This window comes from Streptomyces sp. NPDC056835 (assembly GCF_042789485.1).
Taxonomy (GTDB): domain Bacteria; phylum Actinomycetota; class Actinomycetes; order Streptomycetales; family Streptomycetaceae; genus Streptomyces.
On the sequence record NZ_JBHUBB010000028.1, the window covers coordinates 91,883 to 115,221 of the forward strand.

Annotated in this window: 19 protein-coding genes; 4 read left to right on the top strand and 15 right to left on the bottom strand. The window is 68.5% G+C overall.

Annotated elements, in window-relative coordinates; translation table 11 throughout:
• Positions 1-84 precede the first annotated feature (84 nt).
• From ACFRMN_RS28295 to ACFRMN_RS28310, 4 genes are all read right to left on the bottom strand, one after another.
• Positions 85-459 carry an FKBP-type peptidyl-prolyl cis-trans isomerase gene (locus ACFRMN_RS28295; RefSeq protein ID WP_382877400.1) on the bottom strand — a complete coding sequence of 125 codons (375 nt, stop codon included), beginning with the start codon at positions 457-459 and terminating at the stop codon, positions 85-87.
• A gap of 43 nt (positions 460-502) precedes the next feature.
• Positions 503-1,438 carry an FKBP-type peptidyl-prolyl cis-trans isomerase gene (locus ACFRMN_RS28300; protein WP_383024356.1) on the bottom strand — a complete coding sequence of 312 codons (936 nt, stop codon included), beginning with the start codon at positions 1,436-1,438 and terminating at the stop codon, positions 503-505.
• Positions 1,439-1,560: 122 nt separating this feature from the next.
• The gene (gene pafA, locus ACFRMN_RS28305) at positions 1,561-2,922 is read right to left on the bottom strand and encodes a Pup--protein ligase (protein WP_383024359.1); all 1,362 of its coding nucleotides are present in this window, start codon (positions 2,920-2,922) and stop codon (positions 1,561-1,563) included.
• Positions 2,923-2,931: 9 nt separating this feature from the next.
• The gene (locus tag ACFRMN_RS28310; protein ID WP_383024362.1) at positions 2,932-4,191 is read right to left on the bottom strand and encodes an MFS transporter; all 1,260 of its coding nucleotides are present in this window, start codon (positions 4,189-4,191) and stop codon (positions 2,932-2,934) included.
• A gap of 147 nt (positions 4,192-4,338) precedes the next feature.
• On the opposite strand from ACFRMN_RS28310, the gene ACFRMN_RS28315 reads away from it, so the two are divergent.
• The gene (locus tag ACFRMN_RS28315; RefSeq protein WP_383024364.1) at positions 4,339-5,376 is read left to right on the top strand and encodes a LacI family DNA-binding transcriptional regulator; all 1,038 of its coding nucleotides are present in this window, start codon (positions 4,339-4,341) and stop codon (positions 5,374-5,376) included.
• 73 nt (positions 5,377-5,449) lie between these two features.
• On the opposite strand, the gene prcA is transcribed toward ACFRMN_RS28315, so the two are convergent.
• From prcA to arc, 5 genes are all read right to left on the bottom strand, one after another.
• A complete protein-coding gene (gene prcA / locus ACFRMN_RS28320; protein ID WP_383024367.1) occupies positions 5,450-6,331 on the bottom strand; it encodes a proteasome subunit alpha in 882 nt (293 codons plus the stop codon).
• Positions 6,332-6,383: 52 nt separating this feature from the next.
• Complete coding sequence (gene prcB / locus ACFRMN_RS28325) at positions 6,384-7,229, bottom strand: proteasome subunit beta (protein WP_383024370.1); 846 nt, start codon at positions 7,227-7,229, stop codon at positions 6,384-6,386.
• Positions 7,230-7,372: 143 nt separating this feature from the next.
• Positions 7,373-7,591 carry a ubiquitin-like protein Pup gene (locus ACFRMN_RS28330; RefSeq protein ID WP_030754525.1) on the bottom strand — a complete coding sequence of 73 codons (219 nt, stop codon included), beginning with the start codon at positions 7,589-7,591 and terminating at the stop codon, positions 7,373-7,375.
• 134 nt (positions 7,592-7,725) lie between these two features.
• Complete coding sequence (gene dop / locus ACFRMN_RS28335) at positions 7,726-9,237, bottom strand: depupylase/deamidase Dop (RefSeq protein ID WP_383024373.1); 1,512 nt, start codon at positions 9,235-9,237, stop codon at positions 7,726-7,728.
• Positions 9,238-9,479: 242 nt separating this feature from the next.
• A complete protein-coding gene (gene arc / locus ACFRMN_RS28340) occupies positions 9,480-11,246 on the bottom strand; it encodes a proteasome ATPase (RefSeq protein ID WP_383024376.1) in 1,767 nt (588 codons plus the stop codon).
• Positions 11,247-11,499: 253 nt separating this feature from the next.
• Between arc and ACFRMN_RS28345 the strand changes: the two genes are divergently transcribed.
• Entirely contained in the window at positions 11,500-11,820 is a 321-nt protein-coding gene (locus tag ACFRMN_RS28345) for a ferredoxin (RefSeq protein ID WP_383024379.1), read from the top strand.
• Between the two features lie 44 nt (positions 11,821-11,864).
• On the opposite strand, the gene ACFRMN_RS28350 is transcribed toward ACFRMN_RS28345, so the two are convergent.
• The 3 genes from ACFRMN_RS28350 to ACFRMN_RS28360 all read right to left on the bottom strand — a co-directional run bounded on the left by ACFRMN_RS28350 (position 11,865) and on the right by ACFRMN_RS28360 (position 14,852).
• Positions 11,865-12,458 (bottom strand): hypothetical protein, encoded by a 594-nt coding sequence (locus ACFRMN_RS28350; protein WP_383024381.1) that lies wholly within the window; start codon positions 12,456-12,458, stop codon positions 11,865-11,867.
• Between the two features lie 181 nt (positions 12,459-12,639).
• On the bottom strand, positions 12,640-13,542 hold the full coding sequence (locus ACFRMN_RS28355) for a tRNA (adenine-N1)-methyltransferase (protein WP_030354613.1): 903 nt from the start codon (positions 13,540-13,542) through the stop codon (positions 12,640-12,642).
• A gap of 62 nt (positions 13,543-13,604) precedes the next feature.
• Positions 13,605-14,852, bottom strand: a complete 1,248-nt coding sequence (locus ACFRMN_RS28360) for a site-2 protease family protein (RefSeq protein ID WP_383024384.1) — start codon at positions 14,850-14,852, stop codon at positions 13,605-13,607.
• 106 nt (positions 14,853-14,958) lie between these two features.
• Here ACFRMN_RS28360 and ACFRMN_RS28365 point away from each other — a divergent pair, with 106 nt between their 5' ends.
• Positions 14,959-15,834 carry a RecB family exonuclease gene (locus ACFRMN_RS28365; protein ID WP_383024386.1) on the top strand — a complete coding sequence of 292 codons (876 nt, stop codon included), beginning with the start codon at positions 14,959-14,961 and terminating at the stop codon, positions 15,832-15,834.
• Positions 15,835-15,921: 87 nt separating this feature from the next.
• Positions 15,922-16,593, top strand: a complete 672-nt coding sequence (locus ACFRMN_RS28370; protein ID WP_383024389.1) for a response regulator — start codon at positions 15,922-15,924, stop codon at positions 16,591-16,593.
• Positions 16,594-16,698: 105 nt separating this feature from the next.
• On the opposite strand, the gene ACFRMN_RS28375 is transcribed toward ACFRMN_RS28370, so the two are convergent.
• The 3 genes from ACFRMN_RS28375 to metH form a co-directional block, all read right to left on the bottom strand.
• The gene (locus ACFRMN_RS28375) at positions 16,699-18,303 is read right to left on the bottom strand and encodes an ABC transporter substrate-binding protein (RefSeq protein ID WP_383024391.1); all 1,605 of its coding nucleotides are present in this window, start codon (positions 18,301-18,303) and stop codon (positions 16,699-16,701) included.
• 507 nt (positions 18,304-18,810) lie between these two features.
• Positions 18,811-19,512 (bottom strand): HAD family hydrolase, encoded by a 702-nt coding sequence (locus ACFRMN_RS28380; RefSeq protein ID WP_383024392.1) that lies wholly within the window; start codon positions 19,510-19,512, stop codon positions 18,811-18,813.
• Between the two features lie 172 nt (positions 19,513-19,684).
• Positions 19,685-23,194, bottom strand: coding sequence for a methionine synthase (gene metH / locus ACFRMN_RS28385; protein WP_383024396.1), 3,510 nt, complete (start codon positions 23,192-23,194; stop codon positions 19,685-19,687).
• Positions 23,195-23,339 lie beyond the last annotated feature (145 nt).

Consider the following 23,339-nt stretch of genomic DNA (forward strand, 5'->3'; position numbering starts at 1 on the left):
CGCTGACCGTACCGCCCCGGGGTGTCGCCGTAAAAGCCGAGGGCCCATGCCGGACAGCATGGGCCCTCGGGTGTCCGGATGTGATCAGACAGCGACCAGGTCGCAGACGAAGATCAGCGCCTCACCGGGGGCGATCCGGCCGCCGCCGGCGCCGCGCTCGCCGTACGCCAGGTGCGAGGGGATGATCAGCTGGCGACGCCCGCCGACCTTCATGCCCTGCACGCCCTCGTCCCAGCCCTTGATGACCTGGCCGGCGCCGAGCTGGAACTGGAGCGGGGTGCCCCGGTTCCAGGAGGAGTCGAACTCCTCACCGGTGGAGAACGCGACGCCCACGTAGTGGACGGAGACGGAGTCGCCCGCCTTGGCCACCGGGCCGTCACCTTCGATGATGTCCTTGATCTCCAGATCGGCCGGCGGCTCGCCACCCGGGAAGTCGACCTCGGGCTTGTCGATGCTCACTGAACTGCTCCTCTAAATGATGAACGGGGCAACCGGGACAGTCTTACACCTTCGCCAGGATGTCCACCGCGAAGACCAGCGTGGAGTCCTTCGGGATGCCCTGCTGCTCCTGGTTGCCGAAGCCCTGGTCCGGCGGGATCACGATGAGGACCCGGCTGCCGACCTTCTTGCCGACGATGCCCGTCTTGAGGCCCTTCAGGTTGAGCTGCGGCAGCGGGAAGGTCTGCGTGCGGCCGCTCTTGTACGTGCTGTCGAACTGCTTGCGGTCCTTCCAGATGTACGCGGCGTAGTTCAGCACGACGGTGTCCGAGTCCTTGACGACCTCGCCGTCGCTCTCCAGCACGTAGTTGGAGACCAGCTTCTTGGGCGGGGCGCTCTTCGGGACGGTGACGGTCGGCTCCTTGCCGTCGTCGTTCGTGCCGACCTTGGGCAGGTCGATGTTGTCCTGCGCGACCGCGGTCCCCTTGGCGGAGGCCGGGACCTGGGTGGACTTCAGAATGTCGACGACGAAGACCAGCGTGGAGTTGGGCTTGATGTCGCCCTGGCCCTGGGCGCCGTAGCCGAGCTCCGGCGGGATGCTCAGCTCGACGCGGCTGCCGACCTTCTGGCCTTCCAGGCCCTCGTCCCAGCCCTTGATGACCATGCCGGCCCCGACGGTCAGATCGAACGGCTGCTTCCGGTCGAAGCTGTTGTCGAACGGCTTGTCGGAGTCCCAGCTCTGGCCCAGATAGTTGACCTGGATCGCATCGCCCTTTTTGACCGTCGCTCCGTCGCCCTTGCTGAGGACATCGACCTTCAGCTCCTTGGGCGGCGTGCCCTCCCCCTTGTCGAGGGTCGGCTTCTGACCGAACTTGGCACCCGAGCTGATCGCGGGAAGCCCGTTCTTGGACGAGGTGGAGTCGGAGCCTCCATCGCTGCCACAGGCCGCTGTCGACAACAGCAGCAACGGGACGACGATGAGGCCGGCAAGTCGGCGCACGTGTTCCTCAGATCTCAGACGGCACAGTAGTTGCCCGCCACTCTAAGGCGTGCCGAGGGCCCCGTACGCGATACGTACGGGGCCCTCCTCACATTCCACCAATGCGTGTGTCTCCGGCCGGCTCACATACCGGCGATCAGTTTCTCCACCCGCTCGTCCACCGAACGGAACGGGTCTTTGCAGAGCACCGTGCGCTGTGCCTGATCATTGAGCTTGAGATGCACCCAGTCGACGGTGAAGTCCCTGCGCTGCTCCTGGGCCCGGCGGATGAAGTCGCCGCGCAGTCGCGCCCTGGTGGTCTGCGGGGGCACCGACTTGCCCTCGAAGATCTTCATGTCGTTGCAGATACGAGCGGCCTGGCCCTTCTTCTCCAGCAGGTAGTAGAGACCGCGGCGGCGATGGATGTCGTGATAGGCGAGGTCTATCTGAGCGACCCTCGGATGCGACATCGTCATATTGTGCTTGGCCCGGTACCGCTCGATGAGCTGGTACTTCATGACCCAGTCGATCTCGGTGCCGATACGGTCGAGATCCTCGGCCTCGATCGCGTCGAGCGTACGGCCCCACAGTTCCAGGACCTGTTCGACGGTGCCGGTGCGGATGCCCCGGCGTTCCACGAAGTCGACGGCCTTCTCGTAGTACTCGCGCTGGACCTCCAGGGCGGAGGCCTCGCGGCCGCTGGCCAGGCGGACCTTGCGCTGGCCGGTGAGGTCATGGCTGACCTCGCGGATCGCCCGGATCGGGTTCTCCAGGGTGAGATCGCGCATCACCGTGCCCGCCTCGATCATGCGCAGGACGAGGTCGGTGGCGCCGACCTTGAGCAGCATGGTCGTCTCGGACATGTTCGAGTCGCCGACGATGACATGGAGCCGGCGGTAGCGCTCCGCGTCCGCGTGCGGTTCGTCACGGGTGTTGATGATCGGACGGGAGCGGGTGGTGGCGGAGCTGACGCCCTCCCAGATGTGCTCCGCGCGCTGACTGACGCAGTAGACCGCGCCCCGGGGGGTCTGGAGTACCTTGCCCGCGCCGCAGAGCAGCTGACGGGTGACGAGGAAGGGGATGAGGATGTCCGCGAGCCGGGAGAACTCGCCGTGGCGGGCGACGAGATAGTTCTCGTGGCAGCCGTAGGAGTTTCCGGCGGAATCGGTGTTGTTCTTGAAGAGATAGACGTCGCCCGCGATTCCCTCCTCGTGCAGGCGGCGTTCGGCGTCGACGAGCAGCCCCTCCAGAATGCGCTCGCCCGCCTTGTCGTGCGTGACCAGCTCGGAGATGTTGTCGCATTCGGGAGTTGCGTATTCCGGATGCGAACCCACGTCGAGGTAGAGACGGGCGCCGTTCCGCAGGAAGACATTGCTGCTGCGGCCCCATGAGACAACACGGCGGAAGAGGTAGCGCGCCACTTCGTCAGGTGACAGTCGGCGCTGTCCCCTGAACGTGCACGTGACGCCGTACTCGTTCTCCAGCCCGAAAATGCGGCGGTCCATGTCTGAACATTACGCCTGATGGCCAGAGCTGAAACCGGGTTGGGCCGCACCGCTTCGATCATTTTCCGTCCGGATGGTGGCATCCGAAGGGCCGGTGGGAGCCTTCAGGACCCGCTGGGTGACCAGCAGTACCAGCAGCGCGGCGATACCGCCGGCGCCCGCCACGGCGAAGCTCGCGGAGGTGCCGCCGAGCTCCACGGCGGGGCCCGCGGCGGCGGTGCCGAGCGCGGTTCCGACACCGAACGTGGTGACGAGCCAGGAGAACGCCTCGGTGACCGTGCCGAGCGGGGCGTGCCGGTCGACGACGATGAAGGCGCAGGCCAGCGCGGGTGCCAGAAAGACCCCGGCGAGGGCGGACAGCGCGGTCATCGCGACCACACCGGGGGTGAGCGTCAGCGGGAGGTAACAGAGGGCCAACAGGGCGACGATGCCCCGCAGACGGCGCTCGGGACCCCCGGTCCACTGCCGCGATCCGTACACCGAGCCGCCGATCAGCGCGCCCAGACCGAGAGCGGCCATCAGCCAGCCGTACACGGACTCGTCGCCGTGGTCGTCGGCGTAGGCGACGCCCGCGACGGTGATGGAGCCGAGGGCCATGCCGATGAAGAGGAACGCGCCGAGCAGGACGAGCAGCCCCGGCGAGCGCAGGGCGCCGAGCCAGTGCGCCTCCCGGGGCGCGGAGCGCCAGGCCCGGGAGGGCCCGGACAGGACGACGGAGAGTGCGCCGAGTACGCCGATGACGTTGATGACGAGCAGCGCGGAGGCCGGGGACCAGAGCGCGACCAGCAGGGTGACGAAGAGCGGGCCGACCGTGAACATGACCTCCTGGGCCACGGCGTCCATCGCGTACGCCCGGTGCACCCGGTCCTCGCGGCCCAGGACGCTCGGCCACAGCGCGCGGAGCCCGCCCTCCAGTGGCGGGGTGAACAGGCCCGCGATCGCCACGGCCGGGTACGCGAGGGCCGGCTCCCCCGTTCCGACAGCCGCGAAGAGCACCATGGCGAGGGCCGAGACCAGCGCCGCGGGGAACTGCACACGGGGCTGTCCGAACAGGTCCACGGCCCGGCCCAGCAGCGGCTGGCCGATGGCCGTGGTGATGCCGAAGAGCGCCGTGTACACCCCGGCCAGGGTGTAGCTGCCGCCCTCGGCGCGGGTGAACAGGACGATCGCGATATGGCCCGTGGCGCTCGGCAGCCGGCCCACCAGTGTCCCGGTGAGCAGCCGTGCGGCGTGCGGCGCCTTGAGTATGTCCAGATACCCCGTGGCCATGTCGCCCTCTGTTTCCGTCGGTTCGTCCCCGGGCCGCGCAGTCCTGTCCCGTCCGGGGTTTTACGTATAACGTGCAGCGACATACGTACCATGTGCGCAGTCCGCGGGTCCACCGCGATTCTCACCGCGCGACGGAGAACGGCAGTCATGACAGAGCAGTCCGCCAGGCCCACCAGCAAGGACGTGGCGCGCGCCGCGGGCGTGTCCCAGGCCACGGTCTCCCTCGTCCTCGGCGACAAGTGGCGGGGCAGGGTCTCGGAGCGGACCGCCGCTCTGGTGCGGGACACGGCACGCGCCCTGGGCTACCGGCCCAATCTCGCCGCCCGCAATCTGCGGCTCGGCACCACCAGAACGGCGCTCCTGGTCGTGCCCGCGCTCACCAACGAGTTCTTCGCCCGGGTCTACACGGGAGCGGCCGAGGTCGCCGCGGAGCACGGCTTCGGGGTCGTCCTCTACCCCTCACCGGCCGGGGTGGGTCCCGCCAGAGACCCCTTCGCCTCGGCGCGGGCCGCGCTGGACGGGGTGATCGCCTCCTCGATGGCGACCGGCGCGCTGGACACGATCCGCGGCTCGGACGGCGCGGATCTGCCGCTGGTGATGCTCGACAGCGATCCGGCGGCGCCCGGAGCCGCCGCCCGGGTGAATCTCGACATCGCCGACGGCATGCGACAGATCGCCGGGCATCTGCTGGGTCTTGGTCACCGGCGGCTGATCCATCTCTCCTCCGCCGTAACCTCCTGGACCTTCGACGTACGGGCGGCGGCACTGGCCGAGACGGTACGGGGGGTGCCGGACGCGGCCGTGCGCACGGTCTCCGCGCCGCTGGAGGTGGATGCCGCGCGGGAGGCCACCGAGCGCGCCCTCACCGGCCCCGGGCCCCGGCCGACGGCGCTGGTGTGCGACGACGACATCCTGGCCGCGGGCGCTTGCAAGGCCGTACGGCGGCTCGGGCTGCGGGTGCCTGAGGACATCTCGGTGAGCGGCTTCGACGATCTGGCGCTCGCGACGGCGGTCGATCCGGAGCTGACGACGGTACGGCTGCCCGCCGAGCGGGTGGGCGAGCGAGGGATGTCAGCCCTGCTGGCGGTCCTGGACGGCCGCCGGCCGGAGACCGGCGACCTCCCGGTCTCGCTGGTGGTCCGCGACTCCACGGCGCCCCCGCCGCCCGCGCGGCCCGTCCCGTGACACGCTCCGTGAGCACGACGATGCCCCGGCGCGTGCGAGCGCGCCGGGGCATGCTGAGACGTTTCCGCCCGGGCTACTCGCCGGTGTCTTTCCCGTCCGGCTTGCCGCTGTCCTTGCCCTCGGGCGCCTTGGGCTCCGGCTTCTCGGTGGTCTCGGACGCCTCCGGTGCCTCCGAGGGCGCCTTGGCCGGGGCGGGCGTGGCGCCGTCCGGCTCCTCGGTGTCCGAGGGCGCGTCCGTCGGCGTGGAGGCGGCGCCGTCCGCCTCAAGCAGCCGGGAGAGCTGACGGCCCACGATCCGCTTGAACTTGCGCTGCTGCGGTCGCGTACGGTCCAGAACCGCCACCTCCAGCCGCTCGGCCGGGATCTCCCGCTCGCCGCCGTTGGTGTCCCTGGAGAGCGCCTGGACAGCCAGCTTGAGGGCCTCGGCGAGCGACATGCCGTCGCGGTGCCGCTGGTCCAGATAGGAACTGATCTGCTCCGAGCTGCCGCCCACCGCGACCGAGCCGTGCTCGTCCACGATCGAGCCGTCATGGGGCAGCCGGTAGATCTGGTCGCCGTCCGGGGTGGCGCCCACCTCGGCGACCACCAGCTCCACCTCGTACGGCTTCTCACCGGCGCTGGAGAAGATCGTGCCGAGCGTCTGGGCGTAGACATTGGCGAGCCCGCGGGCGGTCACATCGTCGCGGTCGTAGGTGTAGCCGCGCAGATCCGCGTAGCGCACCCCGCCGATGCGCAGATTCTCGTACTCGTTGTACTTACCGGCTGCCGCGAAGCCGATCCGGTCATAGATCTCGCTGAACTTGTGAAGTGCGCGGGACGGGTTCTCGCCGACGAAGACAATGCCGTCGGCGTACTGCAGCACGACCAGGCTGCGACCGCGGGCGATGCCCTTGCGGGCGTATTCCGCCCGGTCGGCCATGGCCTGCTGGGGTGAGACATAGAACGGCGTCGACACCGGCTATCCGTCCCTTTCTGTCAGAGGCATGTTTGTTCAGAAGAGAGCGGCATCAGAGCAGCGCGGCGCGCGGGCCGTCGGGCTGTTCCAGCCGGCGCTCCAGGATCGAGCGGGCGATATCGGCGGATTCCTGGTCGGTCAGCTTCCGGAAGCCCTCTTCGGTGATGACGGTGACGATGGGATAGATCCGGCGCGCCACATCGGGTCCGCCGGTCGCCGAGTCGTCGTCCGCGGCGTCGTAGAGCGCCTGGATGACCAGGGTGGTGGCCTGCTCCTCGGTCAGATCCTCGCGGTAGAGCTTCTTCATCGCGCCACGGGCGAAGATTGAGCCGGAGCCGGTGGACGCGAAGCCCACCTCCTCGGAACGGCCGCCCGTCACGTCGTACGAGAAGATGCGGCCCTTCTCGCGCTCCACGTCCCAGCCTGCGAAGAGCGGGACCACGGCCAGGCCCTGCATCGCCATGGCCAGATTGCTGCGGATCATCGTGGAGAGCCGGTTGGCCTTGCCCTCCAGGGAGAGCTGCGCTCCTTCGACCTTCTCGAAGTGCTCCAGCTCCAGCTGGAAGAGCTTGACCATCTCCACGGCGAGACCCGCCGTGCCCGCGATGCCGACGGCCGAGTACTCGTCGGCCGGGAAGACCTTCTCGATGTCGCGCTGGGCGATCATGTTGCCCATCGTCGCGCGCCGGTCACCGGCGAGCACCACACCACCGGGGAAGCTGACCGCGACGATCGTCGTCCCGTGCGGCGCCTCGATGGCGCCCTGGAGGGGCGGCAGCGTGCGCTTGCCGGGCAGCATGTCCGGCGAGTGGTGGGACAGGAAGTCCATGAACGAGGACGAGCCGGGCGTCAGGAAGGCTGCCGGCAGACGCCCGGTGCTACGAGGGTTGGCTTCCACACGTTTCCTTCCGGATGGGCGGCGGCCCGCCGCTCGCGCCGGGCCGATCTAAAGAACTGTGCACGGACCTTACCCGCGCCGCCGCGTGTCATCCGTCCCGGTGCGACCGGCTTTCACCGGCGCACCGGAACGGACAACCGCTGCTACTGGCCGCCCTTTTGGACGAAGGAGCGCACGAAGTCCTCGGCGTTCTCCTCAAGGACGTCATCGATCTCGTCCAGGACGGAGTCCACGTCGTCGGACAACTTCTCCTGGCGCTCCTTGAGGTCCTCGGACGCCTGCGCCTCCTGCGCCTGCTCCTCGGTCTCCTCGGTGGAACGCGTCGCCTTCTGCTGTCCGCCGCCGGTGTCCTTGGTCGCCATAACCCTCACCCCGCTCGGTTCGCCCCGCTCGATGTGACCTACAAGATCAGACCCTACAAGGAGGGCCCGACATCGGCCCCGCACTTCTGACAACGTCCGGGTACCACCTCGATCATTCCCGGACAGGGACCATTTCAGCCTCCGGACAGCACCCGGACCAGCTCCTCCGCCGTACGGCACCGGTCAAGCAGCTCCTTGACGTGGTTCCGGGTGCCCCGCAGCGGCTCCAGAGTGGGTACGCGCTGGAGCGAGTCACGGCCGGGCAGGTCGAAGATGACCGAGTCCCACGAGGCGGCCGCCACATCGTCCGCGTACTGCTCCAGACACCGTCCGCGGAAATACGCCCTGGTGTCCTCCGGAGGCTTCGTCCTGGCCCGCTCGACGTCCTGGTCGTCCAGGAGCCGCTGCATCTTGCCGCGGGCCACCAGACGGTTGTAGAGGCCCTTGGCGGGGCGTACGTCGGCGTACTGGAGGTCCACGAGGTGCAGCCGGGCCGCGTCCCAGTCCAGGTTGTCCCGGCGCCGGTAGCCCTCCAGGATCTCCCGCTTGGTGATCCAGTCGAGTTCTCCCGACAGGCTCATCGGATCGTTCTCCAGCCGGTTGAGGGTGTCCTCCCAGCGGCCCAGGACGTCCTTGGTCTGCTCGTCGGCGTCGACGCCGTAGCGCTCCTCCACGTACTTCCTGGCCAGCTCGAAGTACTCCATCTGGAGCTGGACAGCGGTGAGTGTCCGTCCGCTGCGGAGGGTGACCAGCCGGCCGAGATCGGGGTCGTGCGAGACCTGGTGCAGCGTGCGGACCGGCTGGTCGACGGCGAGATCGACGTTGATGAAGCCGTCCTCGATCATGGAGAGGACGAGCGAGGTCGTGCCGAGCTTGAGATAGGTCGAGATCTCCGACAGATTCGCGTCGCCGATGATCACATGCAGCCGGCGGTATTTCTCCGCGTCGGAATGCGGTTCGTCACGGGTATTGATGATGGGGCGCTTGAGCGTGGTCTCCAGGCCGACCTCGACCTCGAAATAGTCCGCGCGCTGGCTGATCTGGAAGCCGTGCTCATGGCCGTCCTGGCCGATACCGACCCGGCCCGCGCCGGTGACGACCTGCCGGGAGACGAAGAACGGCGTCAGATGGCGCACGATGTCCGAGAAGGGGGTCTCCCGCTTCATCAGGTAGTTCTCGTGCGTGCCGTAGGACGCGCCCTTGTTGTCGGTGTTGTTCTTGTACAGATGGATCGGCTGGGCGCCAGGGAGCTGGGCCGCGCGTTCGGCGGCCTCGGCCATGATGCGCTCGCCCGCCTTGTCCCACAGGACGGCGTCGCGCGGATTGGTGATCTCGGGGGAGCTGTATTCCGGATGGGCGTGGTCGACGTACAGCCGCGCGCCATTCGTGAGAATCACATTGGCCAGACCGATGTCCTCGTCGGTGAGCTGACTGGAATCGGCCGTCTCGCGGGCGAGGTCGAACCCGCGGGCGTCCCGCAGCGGATTCTCCTCCTCGAAATCCCAGCGGGCGCGTCGCGCCCGGTGCATCGCCGCCGCGTAGGCGTTGACGATCTGGGACGAGGTGAGCATGGCATTGGCGTTCGGGTGACCCGGAACGGAGATGCCGTACTCCGTCTCAATGCCCATTACTCGCCGTACGGTCATGCGGCCCTCCTTGCCCGGCGGCGCTCCCCTCCGGAAGCGCCGCTCAAGTACCGCTGTCTCTCCGTCGCGTATGCGTGTGCGGTGCCCGGCCCCGCACTGCGCGACGCGGCGGTAGGAAAGAGCCTAGAACGCCTCTGCGCCGGTGGGGAGATCATTTCCGTCATTGGCCTGGTGTGGTGGAAGGTACGTGGAAAGCAACCGGCTGCGGATGCCCTTCCGGACATCCGCAGCCGGTCCGCGCTCTACAGGTACTGACCGGTGTTCGCCACCGTGTCGATGGAGCGTCCGGTGTCCGCGCCCTGCTTTCCGGTCACCAGGGTACGGATGAAGACAATCCGCTCGCCCTTCTTACCGGAGATACGGGCCCAGTCGTCCGGGTTCGTGGTGTTCGGCAGGTCCTCGTTCTCCTTGAACTCATCCACGCATGCCTGGAGGAGATGGGAGACCCTGAGGCCCTTCTGGTCGTGGTCGAGGAATGCCTTGATGGCCATCTTCTTGGCCCGGTCGACAATGTTCTGGATCATCGCGCCGGAGTTGAAGTCCTTGAAATACAGGACTTCCTTGTCGCCGTTCGCGTACGTGACCTCAAGGAAGCGGTTCTCCTCGGATTCCGCGTACATCTGCTCCACGACGGACTGGATCATTCCGTGAGCCGCGGCCTCCTTGGAGCCGTTGTGCTCGGAGACGTCGTCCACGTGCAGCGGCAGCGAGGACGTCAGATACTTCGCGAAGATGTCCTTCGCCGCCTCCGCGTCCGGACGCTCGATCTTGATCTTCACATCGAGCCGGCCGGGCCGCAGGATCGCGGGGTCGATCATGTCCTCGCGGTTGGAGGCGCCGATGACGATGACGTTCTCCAGGCCCTCCACACCATCGATCTCGGCGAGCAGCTGGGGGACGATGGTGTTCTCCACGTCCGAGCTGACACCGGATCCGCGGGTGCGGAAGAGGGATTCCATCTCGTCGAAGAAGACGATGACGGGCGTGCCTTCGCTCGCCTTCTCCCGGGCACGCTGGAAGACCAGGCGGATATGCCGCTCGGTCTCACCGACGTACTTGTTGAGGAGCTCGGGACCCTTGATGTTGAGGAAGTAGCTCTTCCCCGCGGGCCGGCCGGTCACCTCCGCGACCTTCTTGGCGAGGGAGTTCGCGACGGCCTTGGCGATCAGTGTCTTGCCGCAGCCGGGCGGGCCGTAGAGCAGGATGCCCTTCGGCGGTCGCAGTTCGTGCTCCTTGAAGAGGTCCGGGTGGAGGTACGGAAGCTCGACCGCGTCGCGGATCATCTCGATCTGGCCGCCGAGACCGCCGATCTTGTTGTAATCGACGTCCGGAACCTCTTCGAGGACAAGCTCCTCGACCTCGCTCTTGGGAACCACTTCGTAGACATAGCCGGAGCGGGGTTCGAGCAGGAGGGCGTCGCCGGGACGGACGGTGATGTCCAGCAGCGGCTCGGCGAGCCGCACCACCCGTTCCTCGTCGGTGTGCCCGATCACCAGGGCGCGCTCGCCGTCCTCAAGGATCTCCTTGAGGGTGACGATGTCCCCGGCGCGCTCGAACTCCATGGCCTCGACCACATTGAGCGCCTCATTGAGCATGACTTCCTGGCCGCGCCTGAGCTCGTCGAGCTCGACGCCGGGGCTGACATTCACCCGGAGCTTGCGGCCCCCGGTGAAGATATCGGCCGTGCCGTCCTCATTGGCCTGCAGAAAGACACCGAAGCCGGCCGGCGGCTGAGCGAGCCGGTCGACCTCCTCCTTGAGGGCCACGATCTGATCGCGGGCCTCACGGAGCGTATTGGCGAGCCGCTCGTTCTGTGCGGACACACCGGCGAGATTCGTCTGCAACTCGACGATCCGCTCTTCGAGAATCCTCGTGTGCCGCGGAGAGTCGGCGAGCTTACGTCGCAGGACGGCGATTTCCTGCTCGAGATAGGCAACCTGGCCGGCTGGGTCTTCGGACCCCCGCCCGGGCCGGATGCCGCGGTTGATGTCGTCGTCGTGGGCTGCCACGGTCCTCACCTCCTCCAAGGGGAGCTGGACGCTTCCTGACCCTACCTGGGTGGGTGATGATTGAAACCCCTAGATCACAAAGACTGTCGGGGTAGGTCCGATCTTCACCCTTGCGCCCTCCCTCACGCCAGGGGAATACCCACCCAGGAACATCGGAAAGCTGTCGGTTGTATCGTCGAAGCGTTCAACACCCGTCAGGGCCGCCGCGACTTACTCCATAATGCGCTGCCCGACGCGGTAAACGGCAGGAGAGATGACCGTGCAGCAGGAGGCTCCCACCGAAGGCGTCACCGAGAACGGTGAGCCGCTGGAGGTCTGGATCGACCAGGACCTCTGCACCGGGGACGGGATCTGTGCGCAGTACGCCCCTGATGTGTTCGAGCTGGACATCGACGGCCTGGCCTATGTGAAGAGCCCGGACGACGAGCTGCTTCAGGCCCCTGGCGCGACCACACGCGTACCCCTGCAGCTGCTGCGCGACGTGGTGGATTCCGCCAAGGAGTGCCCCGGTGACTGCATTCATGTACGCCGCGTGACGGACCAGGTCGAGGTGTACGGCCCCGACGCGGCGTAACTCCCCGTCACAGCCCGTCGCATGGCGCCACCTGTGGTGATCTTTCACACACTCCGCGCGACGGGCCGCTCGCCGCGTACGAACGCGCCGTTCCGCCACCGCCAGGAGACACGCTGTTCCTCGTCGGGACAGCAGCTGGGGACCGTGGGTCCCGAGTAGCCGAGCAGGGTCGCGACGATCTCCCCGTCGCGTACCGCGAAGTCGGGGCCGACGGTGAGCTTGTCCTTCGGGTCCACCAGCGTCGCCACGATCCTGGCCCGGTCGTCCTCGCCGCCGGTCCTGGTCAGTACGTACACGCCGTTGGGCGGGGTGCCGGAGCCGGCCGCGCAGTGTACGACCGCCACGGTCTCCGGGTTGCCGTCCCCGTCGAGGTCGCCCGAGGCCTTCTTCGCGAGGGTCGTGCCCACGTCCCCGCACTCCAGCGGGTAGTCCACGCCGGAGGGGTCGGGGGCGGGCAGCGGGGCCCGGCCGGGGTCCGCCGCCTTCGGGGATCCCGAGCCCGACTGGGACGCCGTGGCGGCGCCGGGCTGGAGCAGACCGGCCAGGGCCACGACAGCGGCCATCGCGGTGGCCGTCGCGAGCCAGTGCACGGGGCGGGGCCGGGTGTGCGCGAGGTCCGGAGCGTCGGAGAGCTGCACGCGGAGTGTCTCCTGTGAAGGCGGTGCCGGTTGATGACCAACGGCGGGGAGGGGGGAGACAGCATCGTGCCACACGTCACAGTGCGGCGGAACAGCGGGGTCCGTAAGACCAACATAAAGAAAGCGCCGCCGAGTTCCCCCGTTCCGGACGGGAACTCGGCGGCGCTGTGCGCGTGTTCGGTCAGCCGCGTGAGCCGCTGCCGCTGCCGGGGCCGTCGTAGTCGTCGCCGTACGCGCCCTTGGCGGGACGGCGGCGGCGCAGCGGCGGCTCGACGCCGTCCGCGAGCCGACGGGCGGTCACCAGAAAGCCGGTGTGGCCGATCATGCGGTGGTCCGGGCGTACGGCAAGGCCCTCCACATGCCAGTTGCGGATCATCGACTCCCAGGCGGCCGGCTCGTTGAACGTGCCGAACTCCCTGATCGTCTCGACGGTGCGGGCGAGTTGAGTGGTCGTCGCGACATACGCGCAGAGGATGCCGCCGGGCACCAGCGCCTTGGAGACGGCCTCGACGCACTCCCAGGGGGCGAGCATGTCCAGGATCACGCGGTCGACGTCCGTGTCGGACAGATTGTCCTGAAGGTCACCGACCGTCAGCTGCCAGGCGGGGTGCGGCTCGCCGAAGTAGCGCTCCACGTTCTGCCGGGCGATGTCGGCGAAGTCCTGGCGGCGCTCGTAGGAGTGCAGCATGCCCTGGTCCCCGATGACGCGCAGCAGGAAACTGCTGAGCGAGCCGGAGCCCACGCCCGCCTCGACGACGCGTGCGCCGGGAAAGATATCGGCGAAGGCCAGGATCTGGCCGGCGTCCTTCGGATAGACCACCGCGGCGCCGCGGGGCATGGACAGGACATAGTCGGGGAGCAGGGGGCGCAGCGCGAGATAGGCGACGTTTCCCGTGGTACGGACAACACTGCCCTCGGGAGCACCGATCAGCTCGTCGTGCGGGAAGGACCCTTTGTGGGTGTGGAAATTCTTCCCGGCTTCGAGCGTGAAGGTGTAGTGGCGTCCCTTGGGGTCGGTGAGCTGAACCTGGTCCCCGACCTTGAAGGGGCCGCGACGACGGGCGGCACCGGTCGGTTCGGACATGTTTGAAGCTTAGCCGCTTTTTCCGGGGGCTCGGTTCGCCCCGATGGGCGGCCCCGCGATGCTCACTTCCCCTGTGGGCGGGCCATCGCGGCGACAAAGGCGCGTTCGACATCGGCGGTCGACAGGACCCCGTAGATCTCTCCCGTCTCCTCCAGCACCAGGTACTCCGTCGCGGGGCTGGCCCTGAGCCGTTCGAGCAGTGCCTCCCCCGCCAGGTCCGCGGGGACCTTCATGCCTTCCGTGAGGTCCTGGGCGAGACCGCTGACGGCGACCCAGGGGCGGCGGTGCTGGGGTACGCCGACGATCGCGGACTCCCTGACCAGGGCCGTCGGGTCGCCCTGGCCGTCGACGACGACCAGGGCGCGGGCGCCCGCCTCGTTGGCCCGGCGCAGCGCCTCGGAGAGCGGGGTGGAGGACTCGACCGGCACCGCGCGCCGGGTGAGGGCGCGGGCCTGGAGTTCGGGGAGGTGTTCGCGGAGCCTGGCCATCCGCAGACTGTTGCCCGCGCCGGTCCAGATGATCGCCGCGAGGATGGCGGCGAGCAGCGCGTCGGTGACGGTCTCCATGCCGCTGACGTTCCTGGCGGAGGTGCCCAGGGCGCCCGTACGGGTGAGGAGCGGCAGGCCGATCAGCACGGCGACCGCGAGCGCCCGGCCGACCCAGGCGGCGGCGACGGTGCCGCTCATCGGCTTGCCGGTGATCTTCCAGACGACCGCGCGCAGCATCCGGCCGCCGTCCAGCGGAAGGCCGGGGAGCAGATTGAAGGCGGCGACGATCAGATTGGAGACCATCAGCCCCGCGAGCAGGACGCCGGGGACCGTACCGGGCTCGACGGCCAGCAGGCCGAGGTAGAAGATCCCGGAGAGCACCAGCGAGAGCAGCGGCCCGACGAAGGCCAGGATGAATTCGCGGCCCGGGGTCTCGGACTCCTTCTCGATCTCGGAGACGCCGCCGAAGAACTGGAGCTGGATCCGGCGCACCGGCAGCTTGAAGCGCAGCGCGGCGACCGTATGGGCCAGTTCATGGACGAGTACGGAGGCGTAGAAGGCGACGGCGAAGAAGAGCGCCAGCAGATAGCGGAGGCCGCCCAGCTGCGGGAGGACCCGTTCGAGCTGGCCGCCGAAGATCCAGGTGATGAGCGCGGCCACCAGGAACCAGCTCGGGGCGACGTACACCGGCACGCCGAAGGGGCGGCCCATGAGAATGCCACCGCCTGGGTCTTCGCGGCGCGGTGGCTTGCCGTCGGGGCCCGTATCCCCCTTGCCGGGCTGCGACGGCTTGCTCTCGCCGCGCTCGTCGTCCTCTTTCACGGGTTCCCTTCGTCAGCAGCGTCGCTCGCTCGATCATGCGGTGCGAGTGGCTCTGTAGTCGATGGTATTCGGATCGCTGTCGGTGTCGGGTCATAGGGTCTGCGTCATGAGTACGAGCCTGCCGCCCACTTCCGCGACGACGCCGCCCACTTCGCCATCGAGCCGGCCGCCGGTGTCGCTGTCGCCGTCGCGTGCGAGCGACTTCATGCAGTGCCCTCTGCTGTACCGGTTCCGCGTGATCGACAAGCTGCCGGAGAAGCCCAGCGAGGCGGCGACCCGCGGCACGCTCGTCCACGCCGTGCTGGAGCGGCTCTTCGACGCGCCGGCCGCGGAGCGTACGGCGCCACGGGCGAAGGCGCTGGTCCCCGGCCAGTGGGACCGGCTGCTGGAGTCCCGTCCCGAGCTGGCCGAGCTGTTCGCGGAGGACTCGGAGGGCGAGCGGCTGGCGGGCTGGCTGGCGGAGGCGGAGCGGCTGGTCGAGCGGTGGTTCTCGCTGGAGGACCCGACCCGGCTGGAGCCGGCCGAGCGGGAGCTCTTCGTCGAGACGGAGTTGGAGTCGGGGCTGCGGCTGCGCGGGGTGATCGACCGCGTCGATGTGGCCCCCACGGGCGAGGTACGGATCGTCGACTACAAGACGGGCAAGGCCCCCCGTCCGGAGTACGCGGACGGGGCGCGGTTCCAGATGTCGTTCTACGCGCTGGTGATCTGGCGGCTGAAGCGGGTGGTGCCGCGCCGGCTCCAGCTGGTGTATCTGGGCAGCGGGGAGGTCGTCACGTACGACCCGGTGGAGGCCGATCTGGAGCGGGTGGAGCGCAAGCTGCTCGCGCTGTGGGAGGCGATCAGGCTGGCCACCGAGACGGGTGACTGGCGGCCGCGTCCCACGAAGCTGTGCGGCTGGTGCGACCATCAGGCGCTCTGTCCGGAATTCGGTGGTACGCCTCCCGTCTATCCGCTGACGGTCGGCGTGCCGGGGAGCGCGTGAGGGAGCGTGTGGGGGGCCGCCGCGCCCGGCGGGGGCGCGGTCGGGCTGTCAGGGCAGAATGGGGCCGGTCTAGTGAAGGAGTTCCCTGTGACTGTCCGCGTCCTACTGGTCGATGACCAGCCGCTGCTGCGCACCGGCTTCCGGATGATCCTGGAGGCCGAGCAGGACATCGCGGTCGTCGGCGAGGCCGGGGACGGCCTCCAGGCCATCGACCAGGTCCGCGCGCTGCAGCCCGATGTGGTGCTGATGGACATCCGGATGCCCCGGATGGACGGGGTGGAGGCGACGCGCCAGATCACCGGCCCCGGCCGGGACGGTCCGGCGAAGGTGCTGGTCCTGACGACCTTCGATCTCGACGAGTACGTGGTGGAGGCGCTGCGCGCGGGGGCCAGCGGCTTTCTGCTCAAGGACGCGCCCGCCAATGAGCTGGTCCAGGCGATCCGGGTGGTCGCGGCGGGTGAGGCGATGCTGGCGCCCAGCGTCACGCGCCGGCTGCTCGACAAGTACGCGGATCATCTGCCGTCCGGCGAGGAGCCGGTGCCCAGCACACTCCACACGCTGACCGAGCGCGAGGTCGAGGTCCTGAAGCTGGTCGCCCGCGGGCTGTCCAACGCGGAGATCGCCGCGGATCTCTTCGTCAGTGAGACCACGGTCAAGACGCATGTGGGTCATGTGCTGACCAAGCTGGGGCTGCGCGACCGGGTACAGGCCGCGGTGTACGCGTACGAGAGCGGGCTGGTGCGCCCCGGCGCCCAGTGACGGCGGCGGGCCACCGCGCATGACACGTCCGGCCGCGTGGGACTCGCCCACGCGGCCGGACCGCTGTTCAGGAAGTTCCGGAGGTCTCCCGGAAGCCCGGGAAGGTCAGGACGCGCCGGGGCCGCGGCGGAGCTCCCAGAGGAGCAGTTCCGCCGAGGAGTTGACCGCCCACTCCACACCCGCGATGTCATCGCGCGAGGCGACGTACTGCTTGCCCTGCCAGAGCGGCAGCACCGGCACCTCGTCGGCGACGATGTCCTGGATCTGGCTGAAGGTCCTCGTCGCGGCGCTGCGGTCGGCCTCACGGCGCGACTGCGGGATCAGCTCGCCGCGCAGTTTGGCGTTGTTGTAGGGCGTGTTGAGGAAGTTGTCCTTGTCCAGGAAGGGCGCGACATAGCTGTCCGGGTCCGGGAAGTCGGGGAACCAGCCCATGCCGTAGACGGAGTAGTCACCGTTGATCTGGTTCGGACGGAAGGTCTTCCACTCCGTGCCCTTGATGGAGACGTCGAAGAGCTTGCTGCTGTTGAGCTGGTCCCTGAGGGTCTCGAACTCCTTCGCCGTCGCCTCACCGTAGTGGTCGGTGGTGTAGTTCAGCGAGAGCTTCACGGGGGTGGCGATCCCGGCGCTCTCCAGCATGTCGGCGGCCTTGGGCAGGTTGCGGTCGCCGTACTTGTTGAAGAACGAGTTGGTGTGTGTGGCGATGCTCGACGGGATGAGCGAGTACAGCGGCTCGGCCACCGAGCCGTACACCTTGGTGACCAGGTCGCCGCGGTCGATGGTGTACGCCATGGCCTGGCGCACCGCCTTCTCCTTGACGGTCGGGGCGTCGGTGTCGAAGCCGAGGTAACGGATCTCCAGACCCGGCATCTCGGTGAGCTGGATGCCGTCCTTGGGCTTCTCGACCATCGACTGCACCTGATCGGGCGTCATCGCGCGGGTCATCACATCGATGTCGCCGGCGTCGAGCGCCTTGCCCATGTCGCTCGCGGCCTTGAAGGGCCGCAGCTCGACCTTGTCGTTCTGGATGTTCAGATCGCCCTTGTAGTCCGCGTTCCTGGTGAAGGTCGCCTTGGTGACGGTGTCACCCTTGACCTCCGGCTTGAAGTTGTACGGACCGGAGCCGGACACGTCGAAGCCCTTGCGGAGCTTCGTCGGCTCGTAGTCCTTCTTGCTGACGATGCCGGCCGGCGGCGTGGAGAGCTTGTACGGGAACGTCGCGTCGGGCGTCTTGAGGTGGAAGACGATCTCGCGGGCGCCGTCGCTCTCCATGGTGTCGATGTTGGTCAGCAGACCGGCCACACCACTGGGGTCGTTGATCTTCAGGACCCGCTCGATGGAGTACTTCACGTCATCGGCCGTGATGGGGTCGCCGCCGGCGAACTTCAGCCCCTCGCGCAGGGTGCAGCGGTAGCTCTCGTTCGCCCGGTCCGTGAACCGGCAGTTGGAGGCGGCGTCCGGGATCGGCTTGCCGCCACCGCGCGGTACGTGCATCAGCGTCTGGATGGTCTGGCGAAGGACGTTCCAGGAACCGGTGTCGTACGCGGCGGCCGGGTCCAGCGGGGCGATGGCCTCGTCCGTCGCGATGTACTGGTCCGTGGTGCCCACGACAATGGCCTCGCCGCCGGAGCCACCGTCCGAGCCACCGCAACCGGCGAGCACGGGCGCAAGCAGGCCGATCACGGCCGACAGCGCCAAAGTCTTGCGGTTCATCCTGGACGTACTCCCTCATCCGGCACTGAGATACAGCGGTGCAAATGGGAGACTCCGCCGCGCCCACCCGTTCGGGGCAGATGCGATCGGGCCGGGATACAGGGCGATCGGTCCTGTGTGCGTGGCGACTTGGTGAGTCGTCGGGACACGTCGTTGAAGCGGCGAAGTGCTCGCGACGAGATTAGTCGGAGCCTCCGGGAATGCCGGACCGGGCCCGATCTGAAACGTAATCACACAGTGATCGGAAATAGCGGCGCGTGGATATCCGGGCCGCGGAATGATTCACACACCGATCAATAAACCGGGACACAAGGGCACAGGAATCCTCGCCTCAGGCCGACATGGATCACCCCGGCCCTCCCCTGTCGACGCCCGCGCGAGTGACAAAGGTCACTTCCACGGCGTTTGGGAATGGCCCGGATTGTGGTCGGCGAAGGTCACGGAAAATATCCGCGCCAATGCCGAGAGTTTCCGTTCGGCATTCCGCCGCGACGCTCAGTACGCGGTTCAGTGCCTGTGTGTCATCAAACCGCGCAGGAATACCAGATCGACCTCTTCGAGCGAGCCGACGACCGTGCGGCCGGCCGCCGGGGCGATCGGTGCGACGGAGGGTACGGCGACCACCCGGCACCCGGCGGCCTCGGCGGCGGCCACACCGGTGGCCGTGTCCTCGATGACGGCGCAGCGCGCCGGATCGGCGCCCAGGCCCCGCGCCGCGAGCAGATACGGGTCGGGGTGCGGCTTGGTACGGGGCACCTCGTCGCCCGCCACGGTGAGCGCGAAGTTCTCGGGCCCGAGCGAGGCCAGCACCCGGTCGATGATGCGCCGGTGCGAGGCGGAGACCAGGGCGGTGGGCACCTCATGGGCGGCCAGTTCGGTGAGCAGCCGGTTCGCGCCCGGCATCAGGGGCAGGTCGCGCCCGATCCGGTCCTCGAAGGAGTCATTGAGCAGCACGGTCAGCTCGGCGAGGGTGATGGCGGCTCCGGTGGCCTCGATGAGGAAGCTCGCGCTGCGGGTCATGGGCCCGCCGACCACCACTTCGCGCCAGGTCTCGTCGAGGACGTGCCCGAGGGCCTTGAAGACCTCCACCTCGGCTTCCCACCAGAATCCCTCGGTGTCGACCAGGGTGCCGTCCATGTCGAGAAGGACGGCCTGAAGAGCGGAGCCTTCGGCCGTTCGGGTCAGGGACGCGGGGACCGTACTGGTCATCCGGCACACCTCCATGAGGGACGAGAAGGCCGGTCACCTAGCCCGCGGGGTTTCCCCTCCGGGACAGGCGACCGGCCTGCACTGGACCGATAAGTGTACGACTCGTCCGCCGCGCGCGCCGGTCGGTTTCCCCTGGAGGGGATCCGGGGGCCGGCGCGCGCCGGTCGAGGCCTCAGCGCGCGTTGAAGTACTTGGCCTCGGGGTGGTGGATCACGATGGCGTCGGTGGACTGCTCGGGGTGGAGCTGGAACTCCTCCGAGAGCTGGACCCCGATGCGCTCGGGCTCCAGCAGCTCCGCGATCTTCGCGCGGTCCTCCAGGTCGGGGCAGGCGCCGTAGCCGAGCGAGAATCGGGCGCCCCGGTACTTCAGGGCGAACATGTCCTCGACCTCGGCCGGGTCCTCGCCGGCGAAGCCCAGCTCGGAGCGGACCCGGGCGTGCCAGTACTCGGCGAGCGCCTCGGCGAGCTGGACGGAGAGCCCGTGCAGCTCCAGATAGTCGCGGTAGGCGTTGGCCTCGAACAGCTCGGCGGTCGCCGCGCCGATCTTCGAACCGACGGTGACGACCTGGAGGCCGACCACATCCGTCTCGCCCGACTCCTCCGGGCGGAAGAAGTCCGCCAGGCAGAGGCGCCGGCCACGGCGCTGGCGCGGGAAGGTGAAGCGGGTGCGCTCGGAACCGTCGTCGTTCAGCAGGATCAGGTCGTCGCCCTTGGACACGCAGGGGAAGTAGCCGTACACGACGGCGGCTTCCAGCATGTTCTGGGTGTGCATCTGCTCCAGCCAGCCGCGCAGATGGGGCCGGCCCTCGCTCTCCACCAGCTCCTCGTAGCTGGGGCCGCCCTTGCGGGCCTCCTTCAGGCCCCACTGGCCCTTGAAGAGCGCGCCCTCGTCCAGCCAGGACGCGTACTCCTTGAGCTGGATGCCCTTGACGACGCGGGTGCCCCAGAACGGCGGCGTGGGGACCGGATTGTCGACGGCGACGTCCGAGCGGACCGCGCCCTCCTCCGGCCGCTCCTCGATCTCCGTGGCCGGCCTGGCCTTGACCCGGCGCTGCTTCAGCTCGGGCAGGACGGCGCCCGGGACGCCGCGCTTGACGGCGATCAGCGCGTCCATCAGCCGCAGTCCCTCGAACGCGTCGCGCGCGTAGCGGACCTCGCCCTCGTAGATCTCGTGCAGATCCTGCTCGACATAGGCCCGGGTCAGCGCCGCGCCTCCGAGGATCACCGGGTAATCGGCGGCCATCCGACGCTGGTTGAGCTCTTCCAGGTTCTCCTTCATGATCACGGTCGACTTCACCAGCAGACCGGACATGCCGATGACATCCGCCCGGTGCTCCTCGGCGGCCTCCAGGATCGCGGCGACGGGCTGCTTGATGCCCAGATTCACCACGTTGTAGCCGTTGTTGGAGAGGATGATGTCGACGAGGTTCTTGCCGATGTCATGGACGTCGCCGCGGACGGTGGCGAGCACGATGGTGCCCTTGCCCTCGTCGTCGCTCTTCTCCATGTGCGGTTCCAGATGGGCGACCGCGGTCTTCATGACCTCGGCGGACTGGAGCACGAACGGCAGCTGCATCTGGCCGGAGCCGAACAGCTCGCCGACGACCTTCATGCCCTCCAGCAGGGTGTCGTTGACGATGTCCAGCGCGGGCCGGGTCTCCAGGGCCTCGTCCAGATCGGCCTCCAGGCCGTTCTTCTCGCCGTCGATGATGCGGCGCTGAAGGCGCTCGTCCAGCGGCAGGGCGAGCAGTTCCTCGGCCCTGCCGTCCTTCATCGACTTGGCGTTGACGCCCTCGAACAGCTCCATGAGCTTCTGGAGCGGGTCGTAGCCCTCGCTCCGCCGGTCGTAGATCAGGTCGTGCGCGGCCTTGACCTGCTCCTCCTCCAGACGCGCGATCGGCAGGATCTTGGAGGCGTGCACGATCGCCGAGTCCAGTCCGGCCTTGACGCACTCGTCGAGGAAGACCGAGTTCAGGACGATACGGGCGGCCGGGTTGAGGCCGAAGGAGATGTTGGACAGCCCCAGCGTGGTCTGCACCTCGGGGTGGCGGCGCTTGAGCTCGCGGATCGCCTCGATCGTGGCGATGCCGTCGCCCCGCGACTCCTCCTGGCCCGTGCAGATCGTGAAGGTCAGACAGTCGATGAGGATGTCCGACTCGTGGACGCCCCAGTTCGTGGTGAGGTCGGTGATCAGCCGTTCGGCGATGGCGACCTTGTGCTCGACGGTACGGGCCTGGCCCTCCTCGTCGATGGTCAGCGCGATGAGCGCCGCGCCGTGCTCCTTGGCCAGCTCGGTGACCTTCGTGAAGCGGGACTCGGGGCCGTCGCCGTCCTCGTAGTTGACGGAGTTGATCACGGCCCGGCCGCCGAGCTTCTCCAGGCCGGCCCGCAGAACGGGCAGCTCGGTGGAGTCGAGCACGATCGGCAGCGTGGAGGCGGTGGCGAAGCGGCCCGCCAGCTCGGCCATGTCGGCGACGCCGTCCCGGCCGACATAGTCGACGCAGAGGTCCAGCAGATGGGCGCCCTCGCGGATCTGGTCGCGGGCCATCTCCACACAGTCGTCCCAGCGGCCCTCCAGCATGGCCTCGCGGAACTTCTTCGAGCCGTTCGCGTTCGTCCGCTCGCCGATCGCCAGATACGAGGCGTCCTGGCGGAACGGCACCGTCTGGTAGAGGGAGGCGGCGCCCGGCTCGGGGTGCGGCCGGCGCTCGGTGAGCTCCTGGCCGCGCACCCGCTCGACCACCTGGCGCAGATGCTCGGGCGTCGTACCGCAGCAGCCGCCCACCAGCGACAGGCCGTACTCGCGGACGAAGGTCTCCTGGGCGTCGGCCAGCTCACCGGCCGACAGCGGGTAGTGCGCTCCGTCCTTGCCGAGGACCGGAAGGCCGGCGTTGGGCATGCAGGAGAGCGGGATCCGGGAGTGCCGGGCGAGATAGCGCAGGTGCTCGCTCATCTCGGCCGGGCCGGTGGCGCAGTTCAGCCCGATCATGTCGATGCCCAGGGGCTCCAGCGCGGTCAGGGCCGCGCCGATCTCCGAGCCGAGGAGCATCGTGCCGGTCGTCTCGACCGTGACCGAGCAGATGATCGGCAGGTTCGTTCCGGTGGCGGCCAGCGCGCGGCGGGCGCCGAGGACGGCGGCCTTGGTCTGGAGCAGGTCCTGCGTGGTCTCCACCAGCAGCGCGTCGGCGCCGCCCGCGATCATGCCCTCGGCGTTCTGCTGGTAGGCGTCGCGCAGGGTCAGATACGGGGCGTGGCCCAGGGTCGGCAGCTTCGTACCCGGCCCCATCGAGCCCAGGACCCAGCGCTGCTGTCCGGTGGAGACGGTGAACTCGTCCGCGACCTCCCGGGCGATCCGGGCGCCGGACTCGGCGAGCTCGAAGACCCGCTCGGGGATGTCGTACTCCGCGAGGGCCGCGTAGTTCGTACCGAAGGTGTTCGTCTCCACGCAGTCGACACCGACCGCGAAGTACTCCTCGTGAACCGAGCGGACGATGTCCGGGCGGGTCACATTCAGGATCTCGTTGCAGCCTTCCAGGTTCTGGAAGTCCTCCATCGTCGGATCCTGTGCCTGGAGCATCGTGCCCATCGCACCGTCGGCGACCACCACGCGGGTGGCAAGCGCCTCACGGAGGGCTTCGATACGGGTCCGGCTGTCGGTGGAGGTGCTCGGCGACGAGGCCATGAAAGTACTCCCGGGGCTGCGACGGCTGTCGGCTTTGCGCCCGCTGTATGGAGGGCGCACCCGGCCAGGGTAGCCGGGCGGGCCCCATTACGGTGCGGCATCCCAGCGGACGGACGGCATCCTGTCCACGGGAAGATCCGGGGCG